The following is a 21,045-nucleotide window of genomic DNA, read 5'->3' on the forward strand; positions in this document are numbered from 1 at the left end:
TGTTTAAGGTTTCAGCCTGGACAAAAGCGAACAGGGAACGGAAGGGTCGCAATGGACACAAAATCCGAAACTGGCGCTTATCGCGTTCTCGCCCGCAAATATCGCCCCCAGAATTTCAATGATCTGATCGGTCAGGAGCCGATGGTTCGCACGCTGAAAAATGCGTTCGAAACGGGTCGCATTGCGCAAGCCTGGATGCTGACGGGTGTACGCGGTGTGGGCAAGACCACAACAGCGCGCATTCTGGCGCGTGCGCTTAATTACAAGACTGATTCAGTCGACCAGCCGACAATTGATCTCTCCATTATGGGCGAGCATTGTCAGGCGATTATGGAAGGCCGCCATGTCGATGTGATCGAAATGGATGCGGCTTCGCATACGGGTATCGACGATATTCGCGAAATCATCGAGCAGGTACGCTATCGCCCTGTTTCGGCACGCTATAAAGTCTATATCATCGACGAAGTGCACATGCTGTCCAATCAGGCCTTTAACGGCCTGTTGAAGACGCTTGAAGAGCCGCCGCCGCATGTAAAGTTCATCTTCGCCACCACCGAAATCCGCAAAGTACCGATCACGGTTCTGTCGCGCTGTCAGCGTTTTGACCTGCGCCGCATCGAATCGGGCACGCTGGCCGCACATCTGAGGCGCATTGCGCAGGCAGAAGCAATCGAAGTCGATGACACATCACTGGCGATGATTGCACGCGCTGGCGAAGGCTCGGCACGCGATTCGCTCTCGATCTTTGATCAGGCGATTGCGCATGGCGCCGGTCATGTTTCAGCGGAAGCCGTGCGCTCCATGCTGGGGCTTGCCGACCGCGCCCGTATCATTGATCTCTTCGAGATGATCATGCGTGGCGATGTTGCTGGCGCTTTGAGCGAATTCCGTGCGCAATATGATGTCGGAGCTGACCCATCGGTGGTGCTGACTGATCTTGCCGATTTCAATCATCTGGTGACGCGCCTGCGCTTCACGCCGGATGTGGCGAATGATGTAACGCTTTCGGAAGATGAGCGGGTGCGTGGCCGTGATTTTGCGCAAAAGCTTTCAGTGCGCGTGCTGTCGCGCACATGGCAGATGTTGCTCAAGGGCATTGCTGAAGTGGATACGGCAACACGGCCTGTGCAGGCGGCAGAGATGCTGCTGATCCGTCTGGCCCACGCAGCTGATTTGCCAACGCTTGATGAAGCGCTGAAGGGACTTGAAAACGGCACTGTTTCAGCGCCGCGTCCGCAATCACCAGGCGGCGTAAGGCCAAATAGCGGTTCGCAACCAGAAGCGCGTGGCAGTGTTGATGCGGTGGCCGGCTCAACCATGATGCCTTCATCGGGTGGTCCTGCGACGGCCATGCGATTGGTCGAGACACAGCCGCAGTCGGTTCAGTCGGCATTGGCAGCATCGGCTCCGCAGCAGTTTGTCGATAACACGCCGCAGCCTTCGGTGCCGATCAACAGCCTCAATGACATTGTTGCACTGGCGGATAAGTTCCGCGACATGCAGTTCAAGATTCTGGTCAAGAATTGCGTGCGCTTGTCCTCAATTGCCCCCGGACGGCTTGAAATCGGTCTGACGGATGATGCGCCGAAATCGCTGGTCAGCGATATTTCGCAGCGCCTTATGAACTGGACCGGCATTCGCTGGGTGGTCACGGTTGCGCGTGATGTTTCGGGGCAGACTGTTGCAGAAGCGGAAACCGAGCGTCGCGATAATCTCGTGACCGACGCACGCGCTGATCCTGATGTCGCCGCCATTCTGGCCGCTTTTCCGGGTGCAAAGATCACAGACGTCCGCATTGCCGTTGCAGAACAGGGTGATGATGACGATATAGACTTGGATAGCGTTGAAGACGTGCCCGGCGCGCCTTCTGACGACGACTGAATTTCAAAGACAACGGAGTGAACCCATGCGTGACATGATGGGCATGATGAAACAGGCAAAAGAACTGCAGGCCAAGATGAAGACCATGCAGGACGAAATTGCCAATCTTGAAGCAACCGCTTCTTCGGGTGGCGGTCTGGTCACGGTCACGCTTTCGGGCAAAGGCACCTTGTCGTCGCTCAAGATCGATCCTTCGATGATGAAGGAAGAGGACACGGAAATCCTCGAAGACCTGATCATTGCAGCCCATAATGATGCCAAGGCAAAACTCGAAGCCGAAATGGCTGAAAAAACCCAGTCCCTGACTGCGGGTCTGCCAATTCCTCCGGGCTTTAAGCTGCCGTTCTAAGGACGGGGGAGCGGCTTCGCTCCCTTATATTTATTTCCCTTTTTCTTACGCCCAAAGCAGCATGTCCAAACGTATCGCCGGTCCTGAAATTGAACGTCTGATCCAGCTTCTGGCCCGCGTGCCGGGACTGGGGCCGCGCTCTGCGCGCCGTGCAGCGCTGCATCTGATCAAGAAAAAAGAGGCGCTGCTGATCCCGCTTGGCGGCGCCATGCAGGATGCCGCCGAAAAGGTGCGTATCTGCTCGTGTTGCGGCAATGTCGATACATCCGATCCATGCACGATCTGCACCGATAATCGTCGTGATCCATCGATGCTGATTGTTGTGGAGGATGTGTCAGACTTGTGGGCGCTGGAACGCGCAGGCACCATGAATGTGCGCTATCACGTGCTGGGCGGTCGTCTGTCGCCGCTCGATGGCATCGGCCCGGATGATCTTAACATCAAGGGGCTGGTTGAACGCGTCGCATCCGGTGAAATCAAGGAAGTGATTCTGGCCGTTAACGCGACAGTCGAAGGCCAGACCACGGCACATTACATCACCGATCAGCTGACGAATTTAGAAGTCCGCGTCACACGGCTCGCGCATGGTGTGCCGGTGGGCGGTGAACTTGATTACCTTGATGAAGGAACGCTTGCGGCTGCATTGCGGGCGCGAACTGCACTCTGATTGCGTTTGGGAGAATTTCACAATGGCATGCAAATGGAAACGAAGCCTGAAGCTTGTTCTCGGCCTGTTTGCCAGCCTTGCCATATCGCCCGCATTCGCAGCGCCTTCCAAAGCGCAGGTTGAAAGCCAGTATCGTAACTGGATCGAAAAAGACCTCTGGCCGGAGGCAAAAGCCGCAGGCGTTTCGCGTGCTGTTTTCGAGCAGGCTTTTGCTGGCGTGACAATCAACTGGAAACTGCCTGATCTGGTTATTCCGGGGGAGAAGCCAACCACACCCAAAGAGCAGAGGCAGGCCGAATTCGGCGCTCCGGGTAAATATTTCAATGCCAAAACGATAGGCTCTGTTACGAGCGGCGGCAAGGCACGCTTTGGCCAGAATGCAGCCTTGCTCAAACGCATCGAACAGCAATATAGCGTGCCGGGGCGGATTGTTGTTGCAATCTGGGGACGTGAATCCGGCTTTGGCACGGTCAAAATTCCTTATAATGCGTTTGAAGTGCTGGGCACCAAGGCTTTTATGGCAACGCGCAAGGATATGTTCCGCAAGGAACTGATTGCAGCGCTTCAGATCACATCACGCGGCTACATAGCCAATGGCTCAATGAAAAGCTCATGGGCGGGTGCGCTCGGGCAGCCGCAATTCATGCCGACATCCTATCTCAAACATGCCGTTGATTTTGATGGTGACGGCAAGCGCGATATCTGGAATTCGGTTCCCGATACGCTTGGCTCCATTGCCAATTATCTCAAGATCCATGGCTGGCAGGCTGGACGCGACTGGGGGTATGAGGTCAATGTGCCGCAAAACATTTCCTGTTCGCTGGAAGGGCCTGATCAGGGCAAGACATTCGCCGAATGGGCAAAGCTCGGTATCACCCGCACCAATGGCAAGGCGTTTCCGGCCAATGAAATGCGCGGCGAGGGCTTTTTGCTGATGCCGGCTGGTCGTTATGGCCCGGCCTTTATTGTGACGCCGAATTTCTACGCCATCAAAGATTACAATATGAGCGATCTCTATGCGCTGTTCATCGGCCATGTCGGAGATCGGATTGCTTATGGCGCTGGTGATTTTGAAAACCCATGGAGCACGATTGGCACCATGTACCGCTCCGACATTCAGGTCATGCAGAAGCGCATGCAGGCGCAGGGTTACGATATTGGCAAGGCTGATGGCCTGCCGGGCTTCAAGACCCGTCGCTCAATTGGTCTTTGGCAGTCCAGAAACGGGCAGGCTCCAACCTGCTTTACACAGCCTGAAATCGTGAAGTCCATTCGCTGAAGTGAATTGCCGGGAGTTTTGGCTCCCGGCAATGACTGTTTAAGCGGCCTTTGTCAGCATGCCATGCGGGTCGAGTACAAATTTCTTCGCCACGCCCTGATCGAAGCTTTCATAGCCTTGCGGCGCTTCTTCCAATGAAATCACCTGCGCATTGACGATCTCGGCAATGTTCAGACGACCATGCAGAATGGCCTGCATGAGTTGACGGTTATATTTGACCACCGGCGTTTGGCCCGTATGGAAAGACTGTGCCTTTGCCCAGCCAAGACCAAAGCGCAGCGACAGGCTGCCATGCTTGGCAGCACTGTCAACAGCGCCGGGATCTTCGGTCACGTAAAGACCGGGAATGCCGATAGACCCTGCCGGACGGGTAATTTCCATCATCTGGTTGAGAACAATAGCCGGTTGCTCGCCACCACTGTGGCCGCGCGCTTCAAAGCCCACGGCATCAATGGCGCTGTCCACTTCATTGCTGCCAGTCACCTCGGCAATCATGTCACCGAGACGATCGCTTGCTGAAAGATCAATTGGCTCGAAGCCAACTTTTCGTGCGTGTTCCAGCCGTTCCTTGTTAAAGTCGCCAACCATGACCACCGCAGCACCAAGGATACGGGCAGAGGCGGCCGCAGCAAGTCCGACCGGACCGGCACCCGCCACATAGACGATGGAGCCAACGCCGACGCCTGCCTTCACCGCGCCGTGAAAGCCGGTGGGTAGAATATCGGAAAGCATGGTCAGGTCGCGAATTTTCTCGATGGCTTGTTCGCGATCCGGGAATTTCAGCAGATTGAAATCGGCATAAGGCACCATGACATAGCGTGCCTGTCCCCCGATCCAGCCGCCCATATCGACATAGCCATAAGCGCCGCCAGCACGTGATGGATTGACGGTAAGGCAAACGCCGGTGTCTTGCGATTTGCAGCAGCGGCAGCGGCCGCAGGCGACGTTAAACGGCACGGACACGATATCGCCCACGTCGAGCATTTCCACATCGCTGCCTTTTTCAATCACTTCGCCGGTGATTTCGTGGCCAAGAACAAGGCCGGGCATGGCGGTGGTGCGGCCGCGGACCATATGCTGATCTGAGCCGCAAATATTGGTGGTGATCACTTTGAGAATAACGGCATGATCCAGCTTGCGCCCGTCCGGGGCGCTCAAGACCGGATCATCAATATCACGAACTTCGACTTTACCGGGGCGCATGTATACAACGCCTCTATTCCTGCTCATGTCGACCTCCTCCAGATTGACGTGCGGATCGTTCCCGATCCGCATATTGGGCCGGGATATGCGGGGATATACCCGTGGAGAAAGCCTAGCGTGCTTGATCGTCGGAGAGGTGGTCTGTGCGCGACATTTTTGGTTCGCTCATCAGCATGTCGGCGAAAGATTTGAGCGCTTTGGTCTGATAGCGGTCATTGTGAGAAAGCATCAGAAACTGGCGTTGCGGGAGAGTGAAATTGACTTTGACGAGCGTGCCTGCCGCAAGATGCGGCGCTGCCACCAGTTCCGAAATTGCCGTGACATAATTGCCGGAAAGCACCGCCGAGCAGATGGCTTCATTGGATGGAAGCTCGAGCGCGATGCTAAGACGCGCAGGATTGTAGCCTGCGACCCGCATCGCATCTTCAAACACGCTGCGGGTGCCTGAGCCATGCTCTCGCAAAATCCATTGGCCGTGAAACAGCGTATCCCAGGTGAGTTTCTCGGCATCGCGCCATTGATGGGTTGGTCCTGTGACAACAATAAGCTGATCCGTAGCAACCTTGCGCAGCGAGAGGGTGGGGGCCTGAACAGCACCCTCCACAAGCCCGATATCTGCCAATCCTTCTTGCGTGGCCTGTGTGACGCTTTCGGTGTTTCCGAGCGTGAGGCGCAAATCGATCATCGGATGCGTCGCATGAAACTGTGCCAGATAGGGCGGCAGCCAGTAACTCGCGATGGTTTGGCTTGCATGGATCGCCAGAATGCCGCGTTTTCCGCCGCCAAGCTCTGACAGCATACGCTCCGCCGATTGCGCGCGCGCCAGCGTTGCGCGTGCTTCATCCAGAAACATGCGGCCATCGCCCGTCAGCTCAATGCGCCGTCCAATGCGGTTGAAAAGCATTGCGCCATAGCGATCTTCGAGTATGCGGATCGCTGAACTCACCGCCGAGGGCGTGAGATGAAGCGCTTCAGACGCCCGTGTCAGATGCTCACGCTCTGCCACTTCGATAAAAATACGTAATTGTTCCAGTGTCATAGCTATGATCATTCGATTTTATCGAATGAATTATGCCATATTATGCGATGGAATGAACAGAAGAATAAGCGCATTCGATTGGAAAATATTTCTCAAGATGTGAATGCTGATTCCAATGAACACCGCAACTGCCACAAAATTTCAGAACATTCTCCCGGGGCTTGCACTCAGCCTTGCTGTTTCGGCTGTGGCGATAGGGCTTGAAAAGATTGAGGAGCATTATACCGGCAAAGCCTGGCTGGAAGCGCTGGTGCTGGCTATTCTGCTCGGCACCGCCGTCAGAACACTCTTTCGACCCGGCAAGCAGTTTGCCAAAGGCATCAGCTTGTCCGCCAAACTGCTGCTGGAGATTGCGGTCGTTTTGCTTGGTGCTTCGATCAGCGTGAGCGCGGTCGTTGCCGCCGGTCCCGGACTGATTATGGGTATCGCGGCCGTTGTGGCACTTGCGATTACGCTCAGCTATGGCATAGGGCGTTTGCTGAAACTGCCGCATCGCATGGCGGTTCTTGTGGCCTGTGGCAACTCCATCTGCGGTAACTCGGCCATTGCCGCCACTGCCCCCGTCATTGGTGCAGACAGCGAAGATGTGGCCGCTTCCATCGCCTTCACGGCAATTCTGGGCGTTGTTGTGGTGCTGTGCCTGCCGTTGCTCGTGCCGTTGCTGGGGTTGTCATTCACGCAATATGGCGTCCTGGCGGGACTGACGGTCTATGCGGTGCCGCAGGTGCTCGCTGCAACCGCGCCCGTTGCGGCAATCAGCGTACAGCTTGGAACCTTGGTCAAGCTTGTGCGCGTGCTGATGCTGGGGCCGGTCATTCTGGTGTTGTCTGTTGTTGCAGGCAATCGGGATGCAGACGTGAAGCCCGGCTTTCTGCAACTGGTGCCGTGGTTTATCATCGGCTTTCTCGGTATGATGGCATTGCGGGCCTTTCATCTCATTCCGCAACCCGCTCTCCCAGCCATACAATATGCATCCACAGCACTGACGATCATTTCAATGGCGGCGCTGGGATTGGGTGTGGATGTGCGTTCGGTCGCCTCTGCCGGTGGCCGCGTGACCCTTGCCGTCATTCTTTCGCTGCTGGCTCTTGGGCTGATCAGCCTTGGCCTGATCCATTTGCTTGGTGTTATCTGAGGACAGCTTGTTAATCGCGCCGATCCGCTCCGAGATCAAAAAGAAAAAGCCCGCCATTGGCGGGCTTTCTCATTTCTCTAAGAGGTCGAAAACTTAGTTGTTTTCCGACTTCTTCATGGCTGCGGCAAGAATGTCGCCGAGCGAAGCGCCAGAGTCGGACGAACCGTACTGAGCAACGGCTTCTTTTTCTTCAGCGATTTCGAGCGCCTTGATCGAGACCTGCAGCTTGCGGGTCTTCTTGTCGAAGGCGATGACGCGGGCGTCAACCTTCTGACCAACCGAGAAGCGTTCTGTACGCTGTTCGTCACGGTCACGCGACAGATCCGAACGCTTGATGAAGCTGTCGAGATCGTGGTCAACGAGACGGACTTCAAGGCCACCATCGGTAACAGCTGTGACTTCACAGGTTACAACAGCGTTCTTGCGCAGTTCACCCGAAGCGGCTGCTTCACCGACCTTGTCGCCGGAAAGCTGCTTGATACCGAGCGAGATGCGTTCCTTTTCAACGTCAACGTCGAGAACAACGGCTTTAACAACTTCGCCCTTGTTGTATTCTTCGATGACCTGCTCGCCCGGACGGTTCCAGTCGAGATCGGAAAGGTGAACCATGCCGTCAACGTCGCCGTCGAGACCAATGAACAGGCCGAATTCGGTCTTGTTCTTGACTTCGCCTTCAACGATCGTGCCCGAAGGGTACTTGTCGGCAAAAGTCGTCCATGGGTTGTCGAGGGTCTGCTTGAGGCCGAGGGAGATGCGGCGCTTGACCGGATCAACTTCGAGCACAACGACTTCGACTTCCTGAGTGGTCGACAGGATTTTGCCTGGATGTACGTTCTTCTTGGTCCACGACATTTCTGAAACGTGGATCAGACCTTCGATGCCTGGCTCGATTTCGACAAATGCGCCGTAATCGGTGATGTTGGTTACAGTACCGGTGATCTTTTTGCCGATCGGGTACTTCGCACCGATGCCATCCCAAGGATCGTTCTCGAGCTGCTTCATGCCGAGCGAGATACGATGTGTATCCTGGTTGATACGGATGATCTGCACCTTGACCGACTGGCCGATGGTGAGGATTTCCGATGGATGGTTGACGCGGCGCCATGCCATGTCGGTCACGTGCAGGAGGCCGTCAATGCCGCCGAGATCAACGAACGCACCGTAATCGGTGATGTTCTTGACAACGCCTTCAACAACCTGGCCTTCTTCAAGGTTCTGAACGATTTCCGAACGCTGTTCCGCACGGCTTTCTTCAAGAACGGTCCGGCGCGAGACAACGATGTTGCCACGGCGCTTGTCCATCTTGAGGATTTCGAAAGGCTGTGGGACGTGCATAAGCGGGGTAACGTCGCGGATCGGACGAATGTCGACCTGCGAACGTGGAAGGAAGGCAACTGCGCCGTCCAGATCGACGGTGAAACCACCCTTGACCTGGTTGAAGATGACGCCGTCGACGCGTTCGCCATTGGCGAACTTCTGTTCGAGCTTGCCCCAGCTTTCTTCGCGGCGTGCTTTTTCGCGCGACAGAACAGCTTCGCCGAGTGCGTTTTCGATGCGCTCAACGTAGACTTCAACTTCGTCGCCCGGCTTCATCGAGCCGTCTTTGCCCTTCGCGCCGAATTCCTTCAGCGGAACGCGACCTTCGACCTTGAGGCCGGCATCGATGATTGCCATGTCTTTTTCGATGGCAACGATGCGACCCTTTACAACATAACCTTCTGCAAGGTCATTGTTGGCAAAGGATTCAGCCAGCAGCGACTCGAAGTCTGCAAGGGTTGGATTGAATTCAGACATAAATACTCCTGATGCATCCGGTATAAAACAACATCGGATGCGGCGCCGGGGGTTAGAGTTGCGTTCGGCCTGTCCTTCGGCTCCGTCCCTTTGGGACAACCGGCGCGTGGAACGCGAAGTCAGGTTATAATGTTGGGAGTGCCCTATATAGGAACAAACCCCGAATAATCGAGCATTTCCGGGCGGGTCATAGCAGAAAACCTCACGGCTTTCCTGATTTTATGCCGGATGCTGCGCCAAAGCGTGATCAATCAGCTTTTTCGCTGCCAGAAATGCCGCTTCTATACTCATTTTACTCGTATCTAGCAAGTGTGCGTCTTCAGCAGGCTTGAGCGGGGAATCCGTGCGGTTCATGTCGCGCTCGTCACGCTTTTTGAGATCGGCCAGAATTTCATCAAAATCGGCCGTTCCACCCTTTGCAATAATCTCGTCAAAGCGGCGTTGTGCACGCACTTCCGGTGAGGCGGTCACAAAAAGCTTGATAGCGGCTTGCGGACAAACCACCGTTCCAATGTCGCGCCCATCGAGCACGCTGGATGGCAAGGCTCTGGCAAAGCCGCGCTGTGCTTCAACAAGAGCGCGTCGCACAGCGGGCATGACAGCCACTTTGGATGCGGCTTCGCCAATTGCATGGGCCGAAAGAACAGCCTTGTCCATCGCGTGCAGATCAAGATGAAGTGCCACATCGGCAGCAATTGCTTCATCATCCAGCGGCAGCCCCTGATCAAGAAGCGCTTTCGCAACAGCACGATAGGTTAGGCCGGTATCGAGATGCGGCATGCCGTAATGAATGGCAATGCGCCGGGCAAGGGTTCCCTTGCCCGAGGCTGCCGGTCCGTCGATGGCAACGACGAAACTTGTCATTGCTGCGCGCTGACTTCGATTTTTGCACCAAGACCCGGCATCATGGTCATGAATTCCGGGAACGAGGTGGCAATCATCGTGCTGTCGTCAACTGTGACTGGCTTCTCGGACGCCAGCCCCATGACGAGAAAGCTCATCGCGATGCGGTGATCAAGATGTGTGGCAACCGTGCCGCCGCCAAGGCCCTTGCCGTCAGGACGACCGCGAACCGTGAGCGACATTTCACCTTCGGTGCAATCAACGCCATTGGCTTCAAGGCCACGCGCAACCGCTGCAAGGCGATCTGATTCTTTGACGCGCAGTTCATCAAGGCCGTCCATGACGGTTTCGCCTTCGGCAAAAGAAGCGGCAATCGCCAGAACCGGATATTCATCGATCATGGAAGGTGCGCGTTCCGGCGGAACGACAACGCCCTTGAGCTTCGATGACTTCACGCGCAGATCCGCAACGTCTTCACCGCCGGCAAGGCGCGGATTGATGATTTCAATATCAGCGCCCATTTCCTGCAAGGTGAGGATCAGGCCGGTGCGGGTCGGGTTCATCAGCACATTGCGGATGGTGACGTCCGAACCTTCAACCAGCAGGGCTGCAACCAGTGGAAAAGCGGTTGAGGATGGATCACCCGGCACGTCGATGGTCTGGCCAGTGAGTTTGCCCTGTCCGACGATGCGGATATGGCGCACGCCGTCCTTGTCGGTTTCAACCGTCAGGTCAGCACCAAAGCCCTGAAGCATTTTTTCGGTGTGATCACGCGTCATGACAGGCTCAATGACCGTTGTAACACCCGGCGTATTGAGACCTGCGAGCAGAACGGCGGACTTAACCTGAGCGGACGCCATCGGCACGCGATAGCTGATCGGGGTTGCAGTTTTGGGACCGGTGAGTGTCAGCGGCATGCGGTCGCCTTCGGCAGCCTTCACCTGAACGCCCATTTCACGCAGCGGATTGAGCACGCGCCCCATGGGGCGTGAGGTCAATGATGCGTCACCGATGAAGGTTGTGGTCATGTCGTAGGTGCCGACAAGGCCCATGGTGAGGCGTGCACCGGTTCCGGCATTGCCGAAATCAAGCGGGGCTTCAGGCTGCAAAAGACAGCCATTACCAACACCATTGATGATCCAGACGTCGCCGTCTTTGCGAATCTTGGCACCCATCGCCTGCATGGCGCGGCCTGTGTTGATAACGTCTTCACCTTCGAGCAGGCCGGTGATACGGGTTTCACCCGAAGCCAGACCGCCGAACATGAAGGAACGATGCGATATAGATTTGTCACCCGGAATGCGAATTTCGCCCTTGAGCGCCTCTGAACGGCGGGCGATTGCAGGTTTCGGGGTAGCGGAATGGGACATGGATTTGTTACTGTATCATTTGGGCGTTATGCACGCGGGATTGATCAAAGCGGCAGCTACCTAGCACAGGAACAGCGCGGGGTCATCCGCGAATGCGTGTTTTGAAACACAGATCGCGTGCAGAATGCGTCTTTCGCTTTGACAAAAGCTGCAAATTGCGTTTATGCACCAAAACAACACCGTAATGCGCGTCTTCCGCCTTCTCCCGACTGATGGACGGTTGAGGAGTTTGATGGCGAGCTTAAAGCATGTAAGCGTCGCAGGCGCGACGGAGAAATCAACTCACGAGGCTAAACGTGGCAAAAGCTGAACTTGGTACCAAGCGCATCGATCCGGAAACGGGCAAAAAGTTTTACGATCTCAATCGTGATCCGATTGTTTCGCCCTATACAGGCATTTCCTACCCACGGTCGTATTTTGAAGCGACCATAGCGGAAAGCCGTGCGGCCGAAGAGGAAGAAGAAGCCGAAGAGCTCGATACAGCGCTCGAAAAGCCGGAATTCGTTTCTCTTGAAGATGCGGATGACGAAGCCAAGGGTGGTGAAGATCTTCCTGACCTCGACGACGATGTCGATCTGGGCGATGACGATGAAGACACCTTCCTTGAAGAGGAAGAAGATGAAGACGACGACGTTTCCGGTATTCTGGGCGGCGGCGTTGGCGGCGACGACGAAGAAGTCTGATAACGCCTTCATGGACGATTTAAAGCAGGGCGGCTCAATGAGTCGCCTTGCTGTTTTCTGGGCTGCAATCTCACGCCTGTTGATGATCGACAAATTATTTTTGGCAGATATGAAAAGAGTTGCGTTTTATCTCTTGATCTTCTGTAACTTGCCCTTTAATAAGCCGCTTCAACGGGCAGCAAATTTCTGTCTGATGGGGCCATAGCTCAGCTGGGAGAGCGCTTGCATGGCATGCAAGAGGTCAGCGGTTCGATCCCGCTTGGCTCCACCAAATTTCCCCACACCACTCTATAAAAAACCGTTGAGCCCTAAAACCGGTCGCGAAATGCTAGGAATCGCTTTCGCGGGGAAAATACGTCACCGGACTGATTTCTATTCCCGCTACGATCCGCGAACAACATGCGTAAAAATAAGAACATAGAGCGAGCGTATTGGGTATGATTAAGCGCGATACGCTCTAGCCGGACGGTTTTATTATCGGAGAAATTAAGTTTCCCTCGACTTTTATCTCAATGTTGTTAGTGAAGCTCCACAAAAGTAATTGTTAGCGGTCGGTTGGGTGAAAAGGCTTCCTGATTTCGACGGTCTGCGATTTCTACTGTGTCTTGGAATTGCAGCGTTTCATTATTCTTTTCGCATCCCTGTGAAAAACGCCCCGCTGCAAGACATTATATTACCATTTGCTTATTTTACTGATGTCTTTTTTATTGTGTCAGGTCTGTTTCTAGCGAGAAAGCAGAATTACGTCTGGAACAGACGGCAATATCTTGGTTTTGTTGGCAAGCGCCTGGCGCGGATTTATCCGCTGCACGCCATAACCTTTGCCTGCTTTGCCCTTTTGTCAGTCTTGACGGCAGCCTGTGTTCTTCACCCTTCCGCCGAGCCCAATATGAGCCTGTCAGACGGGCTCACACAATTGCTGCTCATTCATGATTGGGGGCTTGGAAAAACGCTCTCTTATAATTACGTCAGCTGGTCTCTGAGCGCACTTTTCCTGATGTATCTCTGCTTTCCCTTGTTTGATATTCTTTGCCGCAGGCTAGGGAGTTTTGTTCTCGTTATTGTTATCCTTGTTGTAGCGGTTGGAGAGTATCTGGCGCAGAGGCTGGGCGCCCCCTCCTTGACACGCATTCAAATGGCCGATGTGGGTGTGCTGCGGGCGCTGCCTTCTTTCCTTTTCGGCATGTGGCTTGCGCGCCGTGCGCATCCGATAATGCCAGTGCTTGCGATTAAGCTGGCGCTTGCCGTTTGTGTGGCGATTTTTCTATTTTATCATCCGCCAGCTGTGGCGGGTGAACCCAACACGCTTGAAGGGCCGTTGCGGCTGGCTTTCCTTTATTGTGGAGTTTATGTGCTCTACATCGCCTCTATCCAGGATGTTTACACCCCCCTGCGACTGCCTGTTCTGGTGCGGCTTTCTCCCTACAGCTTTGGTATTTTCATTCTGCATCCATTGGTCGGATTGATTTTCTTCAACGCTCTTCCGCAACATTGGGGAGACACCACAATCGGTGCTGTGATGCTGATTGCGGGTGGTGTTACAGCCAGCGTTGTTGCGGCTTTTATAGCCTGGCATATTTTTGAAAATCCAATCAATCGCTGGCTCGTTAATCGGATAAACCGATGGCTAAACCGCGAAAGCGATACGGAAAACCTTCTGGGTTCAGGGCAATCAGCGCATTAGAGCGCATCCCGAAAAGTGTGAAACGGTTTTCGGAAAAAGATGCGCGATAAAACAAAAAGTTTAAGAGCCGATCTCATTCAGTCAGATCGAAACGCGCTCTAGCATCTGGAAAAATATGGACGGATGGGTAGGTCTCTTTTAGACATTTGTTTTGGAGCTGATCGTCGGAGTGATTTCAGCTCGGCGTGATTCTGGGAGGAATGATGACTATTGAGGCCGTTTCCGTTGATAAACAGCCCCTGTGGCAACCTGATGCAAACCGTATTGCGACAAGCCCGCTCGAGCATTTTCGTGTGCAGGCCGAGGGGAGGGCGGGACGGAAACTTGCCACTTACACCGATTTGCACCGCTGGTCGGTTGAAGATCGTGCCGCTTTCTGGAGTCTAATCTGGGATTTTTGCAATGTCATTGGTGAGCGCGGGCAAACGGCGCTGGTCGACAATGGTCATATGCGTGAGGCGAAATTCTTTCCCGATGCCAAACTTAATTTTGCAGAAAATCTCCTGCGTCATAATGGTGCGGGAGAGGCGATCATCTTTCGCGGCGAAGACAAGGTTGAGCGCCGTCTGACATGGGACGACCTTCATGCGCTGGTCTCGAAACTCCAGCAATTCATGCTGGCAGAAGGAGTAAAGCCCGGAGATCGCATTGCGGGCATGATGCCGAACATGCCTGAGGCTGTCGCTCTAATGCTGGCGGCGTCTTCTATCGGGGCAGCCTGGTCTTCGTGCTCGCCGGATTTTGGCACGCAGGGTGTGCTGGATCGCTTTGGCCAGATCGAGCCGAAACTGTTTTTTGCCTGCGACGGTTACTGGTATAACGGCAAACGCATTGATGTGAGTGACAAGATCGCCAAAGTGACAGCCAGGCTGCCCAGCAGCAAACGCTCGGTCATCGTTCCCTATTTGGGCGAAGCGGAAGCGGTGGCCAGCAAGGCCCGGAACGGCATTGCGCTTGACGCAGCCCTTGCCCCTTTTTCAGCAAAAGCGGTCGAATTCGCGCGCCTGCCGTTTGATCATCCGCTTTATATTCTGTTTTCTTCCGGCACGACCGGCATTCCGAAATGCATTGTGCATCGCGCTGGCGGCGTGCTGTTGCAGCATCTTAAGGAACACCGTCTTCACGCGGATATTCGCGAAGGCGATCGCTTCTTCTATTTCACCACCTGCGGATGGATGATGTGGAACTGGCTGGCGTCGGGTATCGCATCAGGTGCAACGCTGCTGCTTTATGATGGCTCGCCATTTTATCCCGATGGCAATGTTCTGTTCGATTATGCGGCAGCGGAAAAAATGACCTATTTCGGCACGTCGGCAAAATTCATTGATGCGGTGCTGAAAGCCGGTCTGCGACCCGGTGAAACCCATGATCTGTCCGCTCTGCGTACCATTTCCTCGACCGGTTCGCCGCTGTCACCTGAAGGTTTTGCTTTTGTCTATGAGGCAATCAAAAAGGATGTGCATCTGGCATCCATCTCAGGCGGAACGGACATCGTTTCCTGTTTCGTGCTGGGCGTGCCGACCGAACCCGTCTGGCAGGGCGAAATTCAGGGCGCTGGCCTTGGCATGGCTGTTGATGTCTGGGACGATAATGGCAAGCCGGTGCGCGGCGAGAAGGGCGAACTGGTTTGCACCAAGGCCTTTCCTTGTATGCCGCTGCAATTCTGGAACGATCCGGAAGGCGCGAAATATCAGGCAGCCTATTTCGAGCGTTTCGACAATATCTGGTGCCATGGCGATTTTGCTGAATGGACCGAGCATGATGGCATTGTCATTCATGGCCGTTCGGATGCCACGCTTAATCCGGGTGGTGTGCGTATCGGGACAGCAGAGATTTACAATCAGGTCGAGCAGATGCCGGAAGTGACGGAAGCACTTTGCATCGGGCAGGATTGGGACAACGATGTGCGCGTGGTGCTCTTTGTGCGGCTTGCTGAAGGCGTTTCGCTTGATGACGCTCTCAAAGCGCGGATCAAAGCCAAAATCCGTACCGGCGCTACACCGCGCCATGTACCTGCAAAGGTCATCGCTGTCAGTGATATTCCGCGTACCAAATCCGGCAAGATTGTCGAACTTGCCGTGCGCGACATCGTGCATGGGCGCGAGGTGAAAAACCGTGAAGCACTGGCAAACCCGCAAGCACTGGAGCTTTATCGCGATATTGCCGAGCTTCAGGAGACTTGACGCGGAATGGCGCGCGAAAGAAAATTTCGTTATAGGGTAATAAATAGCCACAGAACGCCGCGCAAAGCCATTGCCTAATCGGTCTCCACACGACACTCTGAACGGAACATAGCTGTTTTCAAAAACAGCAGCCGGGCAGAACTTGTGGAGGACGAGTATGTTTGCTTCGGGCCAGAATTTGGGGGGCATGAATTTCGGTCTTGGCGAGGAGATCGAAGCCCTTCGTGATACGGTTCACCGTTTTGCGGAAAGCCGCATTGCGCCGCTTGCCGCCGATATTGATCGCAAGAACGCATTTCCCATGCATCTGTGGCGCGAACTGGGTGATCTCGGCGTGCTGGGCATCACGGCACCAGAAGATTACGGTGGCGCAGGCATGGGCTATCTTGCGCATTGTGTGGCAATGGAAGAAATCAGCCGTGCATCGGCCTCGGTTGGCCTGAGCTATGGCGCGCATTCCAATCTCTGCGTCAATCAGATCAAGCGCAATGGTTCGCCCGAACAACACGCGAAATATCTACCCAAACTTATCTCCGGCGAGCATGTCGGTGCGCTTGCCATGTCCGAACCGGGAGCCGGTTCTGACGTTGTGTCGATGAGGCTGACAGCCGAAAGGCGCGGGGACAGTTATATTCTCAACGGCAACAAGATGTGGATCACCAACGGCCCCGATGCGCATGTGCTTGTTGTCTATGCCAAGACCGATCCGGCAGCGGGTCCGCGTGGTATCAGTGCCTTCATCATTGAGAAAACCTTCAAAGGCTTCTCAACCGCGCAAAAGCTCGACAAGCTCGGTATGCGCGGCTCCAACACCTGCGAACTGGTGTTTGAGGATTGTGAAGTGCCCGCCGAAAACCTGCTGGGGGAAGAAGGCAAGGGCGTCAATGTGCTGATGTCCGGCCTTGATTATGAGCGGGTCGTGCTGGCCGGTGGGCCGCTTGGCATCATGGCGGCCTGTCTTGATGTCGTTGTGCCTTATGTGCATGAGCGCAAGCAGTTCGACCAGCCGATTGGTGAGTTTCAGCTGATGCAGGGTAAGCTTGCCGATATGTATGTGAGCTTCAACGCTTCGCGCGCCTATGTTTATGCGGTGGCAGCGAGCTGTGATCGTGGCGAGACGACGCGCAAGGATGCGGCTGGCTGCATTCTTTATGCAGCGGAAAACGCCACACAAATGGCTTTGCAGGCCATACAGGCGCTGGGCGGTAACGGCTATATCAATGATTATCCGACCGGGCGTCTTTTACGTGACGCAAAGCTTTATGAAATCGGTGCAGGCACGTCGGAAATCCGCCGTATGCTGATCGGACGGGAACTCTTTCAGGAGACCCGCTGATGTCGGTTCTGAAATCTGAAATTTTGACACGCAGCCCCGTCTTTGAAGCCAATCGCAAGGCTATGCTGGCAGCGCTTGATGTGGTGGCAGAGGCATCACGCATGGCCATGGATGGCGGTGGCGAAAAAGCGCGGCAGCGTCATATCGCGCGCGGAAAACTCTTGCCGCGTGATCGTGTTGCGCAGCTCATCGATCCGGGATCACCCTTTTTGGAAGTGGGGCTGACGGCGGCGCATGACATGTATGACAATGCGGCCCCTTCCGCGGGCATGATCACCGGCATTGGCCGGGTATCTGGCCGTGAATGCATGATTGTCTGCAATGATGCAACGGTGAAGGGCGGCACCTATTATCCGATCACGGTGAAGAAGCATCTGCGCGCGCAAGAGATCGCAGGCGAAAACCGCTTGCCTTGCATTTATCTGGTCGATTCCGGTGGCGCGAACCTTCCCAATCAGGATGAGGTTTTTCCCGATCGCGATCATTTCGGGCGTATTTTTTATAATCAGGCGCAGATGTCGGCAGCGGGCATTCCGCAGATTGCAGTCGTCATGGGGTCGTGCACGGCAGGCGGCGCTTATGTGCCTGCCATGAGCGATGAGACGGTGATCGTGCGCAATCAGGGCACGATTTTTCTGGCTGGTCCGCCGTTGGTCAAAGCTGCAACCGGCGAAGTGGTAAGCGCTGAAGATCTGGGCGGGGGTGACACGCATACCCGGCTCTCCGGCGTGGCCGATCATCTCGCCCATGACGATGCTCATGCGCTGCAAATCGCTCGCGCCATCGCCGCTAATCTCAACAGTGAAAAGCGTGCCTTCATACCAAGAGGCGAGGGTGCTGCCCCGCTTTATGACGCGGAAGAGATTCTCGGAATTGTCTCGGCTGACACCCGCATTCCCTATGATGTGCGCGAGCTGATTGCGCGGTTGGTCGATGGTTCCGAGTTTGATGAGTTCAAGGCACGATTTGGCCCGACGCTGGTCTGCGGTTTTGCCAGTCTTTATGGAATGCCGGTTGGCATTATCGCCAATAATGGCGTTTTGTTTTCGGAAGCTGCTTTAAAGGGTGCGCATTTCATAGAGTTGTGCTGCCAGCGCAATATTCCGCTGATCTTCCTGCAAAATATCACCGGCTTCATGGTTGGTCGCAAATATGAGGCCGAAGGCATCGCCAAGCATGGGGCCAAGCTGGTGACGGCGGTCGCCACCGCCAATGTGCCGAAGATAACCATGCTGATTGGTGCATCTTATGGGGCGGGAAACTATGGCATGGCCGGGCGGGCCTATTCTCCGCGCTTTTTGTGGACCTGGCCGAATAGCCGTATTGCGGTGATGGGCGGCGAACAGGCGGCAGGCGTTCTGGCCACCGTCAAGCGTGACGGGATCAAGCGCAGCGGCGGCACATGGTCGGCGCAAGAGGAAGCGGAGTTCAAGCGTCCCACCCTGGACATGTTCGAGCGTCAGAGCCACCCGCTTTATGCATCGGCACGGCTTTGGGATGACGGCATTGTCGATCCGCGCAAGAGCCGTGAAGTGCTCGGTCTATCGCTTTCTGCAACGTTGAATGCGCCGGTCGAGCCGACGCGCTTCGGCATCTTTAGAATGTAAAGAGGGCGGTCAGATGTTTCAAAAAATACTGATTGCCAATCGCGGAGAAATCGCCTGCCGTATTATCCGAACGGCGAACAAATTGGGCATTGCCACTGTCGCGATTTATTCGGATGCAGATGCCAATGCGCTTCATGTCGAAATGGCTGACGAGGCGGTGCGCGTCGGTCCGGCACAATCTGCGCAAAGCTATCTGAACATTGAAGCGATCATCAAGGCGGCACTGGATACGGGCGCGGAAGCCATTCATCCGGGCTATGGTTTTCTCTCTGAAAATGCCGGCTTTGTGGATGCGGTCGAGGCAGCAGGGCTCACCTTCATTGGCCCTTCGGCCAAAGCCATCCGCGCGATGGGGCTGAAAGATGCCGCCAAGCGCTTGATGGAAAAAGCCCGAGTGCCCGTCGTGCCCGGCTATCATGGCGACAATCAGGACGCCGCCTTTCTCAAAGGCGAGACGGATCGCATAGGTTATCCTGTGCTGATTAAAGCGCGTGCGGGCGGCGGCGGCAAGGGTATGCGTCGTGTCGACAATCCCGCCGATTTTTTAACTGCACTCGAGAGTGCGCGACGCGAGGCAGAAGCATCGTTTGGCGATCGCGCCGTGCTGATTGAAAAATACATGACCAAGCCGCGCCATATCGAGGTGCAGGTTTTTGGTGATAATTTTGGTCATGCGGTGCACTTGTTTGAGCGCGATTGCTCGCTGCAACGCCGCCATCAAAAAGTGATTGAGGAAGCACCCGCCCCCGGCATGACGCCTCAAATGCGCGCTGCCATGGGCGAGGCGGCAGTCAAGGCTGCCCAAGCCATCGGCTATTCCGGCGCAGGCACGGTGGAATTTATCGCCGATGTGTCGGAAGGGCTGCACCCTGACCGCTTCTTCTTCATGGAAATGAACACGCGGCTACAGGTTGAGCATCCGGTGACGGAAGCGATAACCGGCCTTGATCTGGTTGAGTGGCAATTGCGTGTGGCGTCCGGCGAAGCCTTGCCGAAGCAGCAGATTGAGCTTTCCATCAATGGCTGGTCTTTTGAGGCGCGGCTTTATGCCGAGGACCCTGCGCGTGATTTTCTGCCCGCGACCGGCAGGCTTGCGCTGTTTGCAGCGCCTCAAAATGCGCGCGTGGATTCCGGCGTGCGCTCTGGCGATACCATCACGCCGTTTTATGATCCGATGATTGCCAAGATCATCACCCATGGCGCAACGCGCGATGAGGCGTTGACCCGGCTCGAAGGCGCTTTGAACAAGACGCGTATTGCAGGACTTGTCACCAATCGGCAGTTTTTGTCCCAACTTTGCAAGCTTGAAGCCTTTCGTTCTGGCGATGTTGATACAGGGCTGATTGCGCGTGAGGCGTCCACACTTTTCAGAATAGAACAGCCTTCGGATATTGCTTTTGCGCTGGCAGCACTCGGTGCGCTTGATTTGCTGGATGCGCCGCTTAACAATGATCCATGGAGCAGTCTGCGCGGGTTCCGCCTATGGGATGATGCAGCGCGCTCCGTCCTGCTTGATCATCATGGTGAGCGCCAGACAATTCGTTTTACGATCAAAAGCGGCAGGCTTTTTGGCTTTAGCTTTGGCGATCTGGAAATCCGCTCTCATGAAAATGGTCTGGTGCGCTTTTCAATTCATGGTCACCTTGAACAGGCATCCGTCATGCGCATCGGCGTTGACGTGAGCGTTCAGCTCCATGGACGCGACGCCTTGTTTCATCATGTTGAGTTTGTCGGTGCGGAGGAGGAGGTTTCGGGCGAAAGCCGCATTCTCTCGCCGATGCCAGGACTTGTGCGGCTGGTGCGCGTTGCGGAAGGCGAAAGTGTCGCCAAAGGCGACCGGCTTGTGACGATGGAAGCGATGAAGATGGAGCTTTCACTGACAGCACCGCGAGATGGCAAGATCGCAACTGTGAGCGTTGCAGCAGGTGATCAGGTCGATGAAGGCGCGCTGTTGGTCCAACTGGAGGAAGAGCATGATCCCGAAAAGTGGGA

The 21,045-nt window shown here is 55.2% G+C and carries 16 protein-coding genes, 1 tRNA gene and 1 pseudogene; 13 read left to right on the forward strand and 5 right to left on the reverse strand.

Going from position 1 to position 21,045, the window contains the following annotated elements; all coding sequences use genetic code 11:
- Positions 1 to 51 precede the first annotated feature (51 nt).
- The 4 genes from ABE530_RS00405 (at position 52) to ABE530_RS00420 (ending at position 4,176) form a co-directional block, all read left to right on the forward strand.
- The gene (locus ABE530_RS00405) at positions 52 to 1,881 is read left to right on the forward strand and encodes a DNA polymerase III subunit gamma/tau (protein ID WP_499693259.1); all 1,830 of its coding nucleotides are present in this window, start codon (positions 52 to 54) and stop codon (positions 1,879 to 1,881) included.
- Positions 1,882 to 1,906: 25 nt separating this feature from the next.
- Entirely contained in the window at positions 1,907 to 2,230 is a 324-nt protein-coding gene (locus ABE530_RS00410) for a YbaB/EbfC family nucleoid-associated protein (RefSeq protein ID WP_265982605.1), read from the forward strand.
- A 61-nt stretch (positions 2,231 to 2,291) separates the two neighbouring features.
- Complete coding sequence (recR, locus tag ABE530_RS00415) at positions 2,292 to 2,897, forward strand: recombination mediator RecR (RefSeq protein WP_265982606.1); 606 nt, start codon at positions 2,292 to 2,294, stop codon at positions 2,895 to 2,897.
- A gap of 22 nt (positions 2,898 to 2,919) precedes the next feature.
- The gene (locus ABE530_RS00420) at positions 2,920 to 4,176 is read left to right on the forward strand and encodes a lytic murein transglycosylase (protein ID WP_499693260.1); all 1,257 of its coding nucleotides are present in this window, start codon (positions 2,920 to 2,922) and stop codon (positions 4,174 to 4,176) included.
- A gap of 39 nt (positions 4,177 to 4,215) precedes the next feature.
- Here the strand turns inward: ABE530_RS00420 and fdhA are convergent, their stop codons facing one another.
- Positions 4,216 to 5,406, reverse strand: coding sequence for a formaldehyde dehydrogenase, glutathione-independent (fdhA, locus tag ABE530_RS00425; RefSeq protein ID WP_265982609.1), 1,191 nt, complete (start codon positions 5,404 to 5,406; stop codon positions 4,216 to 4,218).
- Between the two features lie 85 nt (positions 5,407 to 5,491).
- On the reverse strand, positions 5,492 to 6,418 hold the full coding sequence (locus ABE530_RS00430; RefSeq protein ID WP_499693261.1) for a LysR family transcriptional regulator: 927 nt from the start codon (positions 6,416 to 6,418) through the stop codon (positions 5,492 to 5,494).
- Between the two features lie 115 nt (positions 6,419 to 6,533).
- Here ABE530_RS00430 and ABE530_RS00435 point away from each other — a divergent pair, with 115 nt between their 5' ends.
- Positions 6,534 to 7,553: a YeiH family protein gene (locus ABE530_RS00435; protein WP_499693262.1), complete on the forward strand. Its 1,020-nt coding sequence runs from the start codon at positions 6,534 to 6,536 to the stop codon at positions 7,551 to 7,553.
- A 93-nt stretch (positions 7,554 to 7,646) separates the two neighbouring features.
- On the opposite strand, the gene rpsA is transcribed toward ABE530_RS00435, so the two are convergent.
- The 3 genes from rpsA to aroA all read right to left on the reverse strand — a co-directional run bounded on the left by rpsA (position 7,647) and on the right by aroA (position 11,560).
- Positions 7,647 to 9,347: a 30S ribosomal protein S1 gene (gene rpsA, locus ABE530_RS00440; protein WP_265982614.1), complete on the reverse strand. Its 1,701-nt coding sequence runs from the start codon at positions 9,345 to 9,347 to the stop codon at positions 7,647 to 7,649.
- A gap of 219 nt (positions 9,348 to 9,566) precedes the next feature.
- Positions 9,567 to 10,211 carry a (d)CMP kinase gene (gene cmk / locus ABE530_RS00445; protein WP_499693263.1) on the reverse strand — a complete coding sequence of 215 codons (645 nt, stop codon included), beginning with the start codon at positions 10,209 to 10,211 and terminating at the stop codon, positions 9,567 to 9,569.
- Positions 10,208 to 11,560 carry a 3-phosphoshikimate 1-carboxyvinyltransferase gene (gene aroA, locus ABE530_RS00450; RefSeq protein WP_499693264.1) on the reverse strand — a complete coding sequence of 451 codons (1,353 nt, stop codon included), beginning with the start codon at positions 11,558 to 11,560 and terminating at the stop codon, positions 10,208 to 10,210. Before aroA ends, cmk begins: the two co-directional genes overlap by 4 nt.
- 296 nt (positions 11,561 to 11,856) lie before the next feature.
- Here aroA and ABE530_RS00455 point away from each other — a divergent pair, with 296 nt between their 5' ends.
- The 8 genes and pseudogenes from ABE530_RS00455 to ABE530_RS00490 form a co-directional block, all read left to right on the forward strand.
- Complete coding sequence (locus ABE530_RS00455; protein ID WP_265982618.1) at positions 11,857 to 12,243, forward strand: TIGR02300 family protein; 387 nt, start codon at positions 11,857 to 11,859, stop codon at positions 12,241 to 12,243.
- On the forward strand, positions 12,218 to 12,448 hold the full coding sequence (locus tag ABE530_RS00460) for a hypothetical protein (protein ID WP_499693265.1): 231 nt from the start codon (positions 12,218 to 12,220) through the stop codon (positions 12,446 to 12,448). Before ABE530_RS00455 ends, ABE530_RS00460 begins: the two co-directional genes overlap by 26 nt.
- Positions 12,439 to 12,514 (forward strand) — tRNA-Ala (locus ABE530_RS00465). The genes ABE530_RS00460 and ABE530_RS00465 overlap by 10 nt, the downstream gene beginning before the upstream one ends.
- A gap of 288 nt (positions 12,515 to 12,802) precedes the next feature.
- Positions 12,803 to 13,927, forward strand: coding sequence for an acyltransferase family protein (locus tag ABE530_RS00470; protein ID WP_499693266.1), 1,125 nt, complete (start codon positions 12,803 to 12,805; stop codon positions 13,925 to 13,927).
- Positions 13,928 to 14,130: 203 nt separating this feature from the next.
- Positions 14,131 to 16,110, forward strand: a complete 1,980-nt coding sequence (locus ABE530_RS00475; RefSeq protein ID WP_499693267.1) for an acetoacetate--CoA ligase — start codon at positions 14,131 to 14,133, stop codon at positions 16,108 to 16,110.
- A gap of 187 nt (positions 16,111 to 16,297) precedes the next feature.
- The gene (locus ABE530_RS00480) at positions 16,298 to 17,446 is read left to right on the forward strand and encodes an isovaleryl-CoA dehydrogenase (RefSeq protein ID WP_499693646.1); all 1,149 of its coding nucleotides are present in this window, start codon (positions 16,298 to 16,300) and stop codon (positions 17,444 to 17,446) included.
- On the forward strand, positions 17,446 to 19,053 hold the full coding sequence (locus ABE530_RS00485) for a carboxyl transferase domain-containing protein (RefSeq protein WP_499693268.1): 1,608 nt from the start codon (positions 17,446 to 17,448) through the stop codon (positions 19,051 to 19,053). The genes ABE530_RS00480 and ABE530_RS00485 overlap by 1 nt, the downstream gene beginning before the upstream one ends.
- Positions 19,010 to 21,028, forward strand: a pseudogene (locus tag ABE530_RS00490) (acetyl/propionyl/methylcrotonyl-CoA carboxylase subunit alpha); the annotation flags it as partial. The gene ABE530_RS00485 and the pseudogene ABE530_RS00490, both read left to right, overlap by 44 nt.
- Positions 21,029 to 21,045: the final 17 nt, after the last annotated feature.

Origin of the sequence: Brucella sp. TWI559 (assembly GCF_039674265.1) — a bacterium.
Classification (GTDB): domain Bacteria; phylum Pseudomonadota; class Alphaproteobacteria; order Rhizobiales; family Rhizobiaceae; genus Brucella; species Brucella chromiisoli.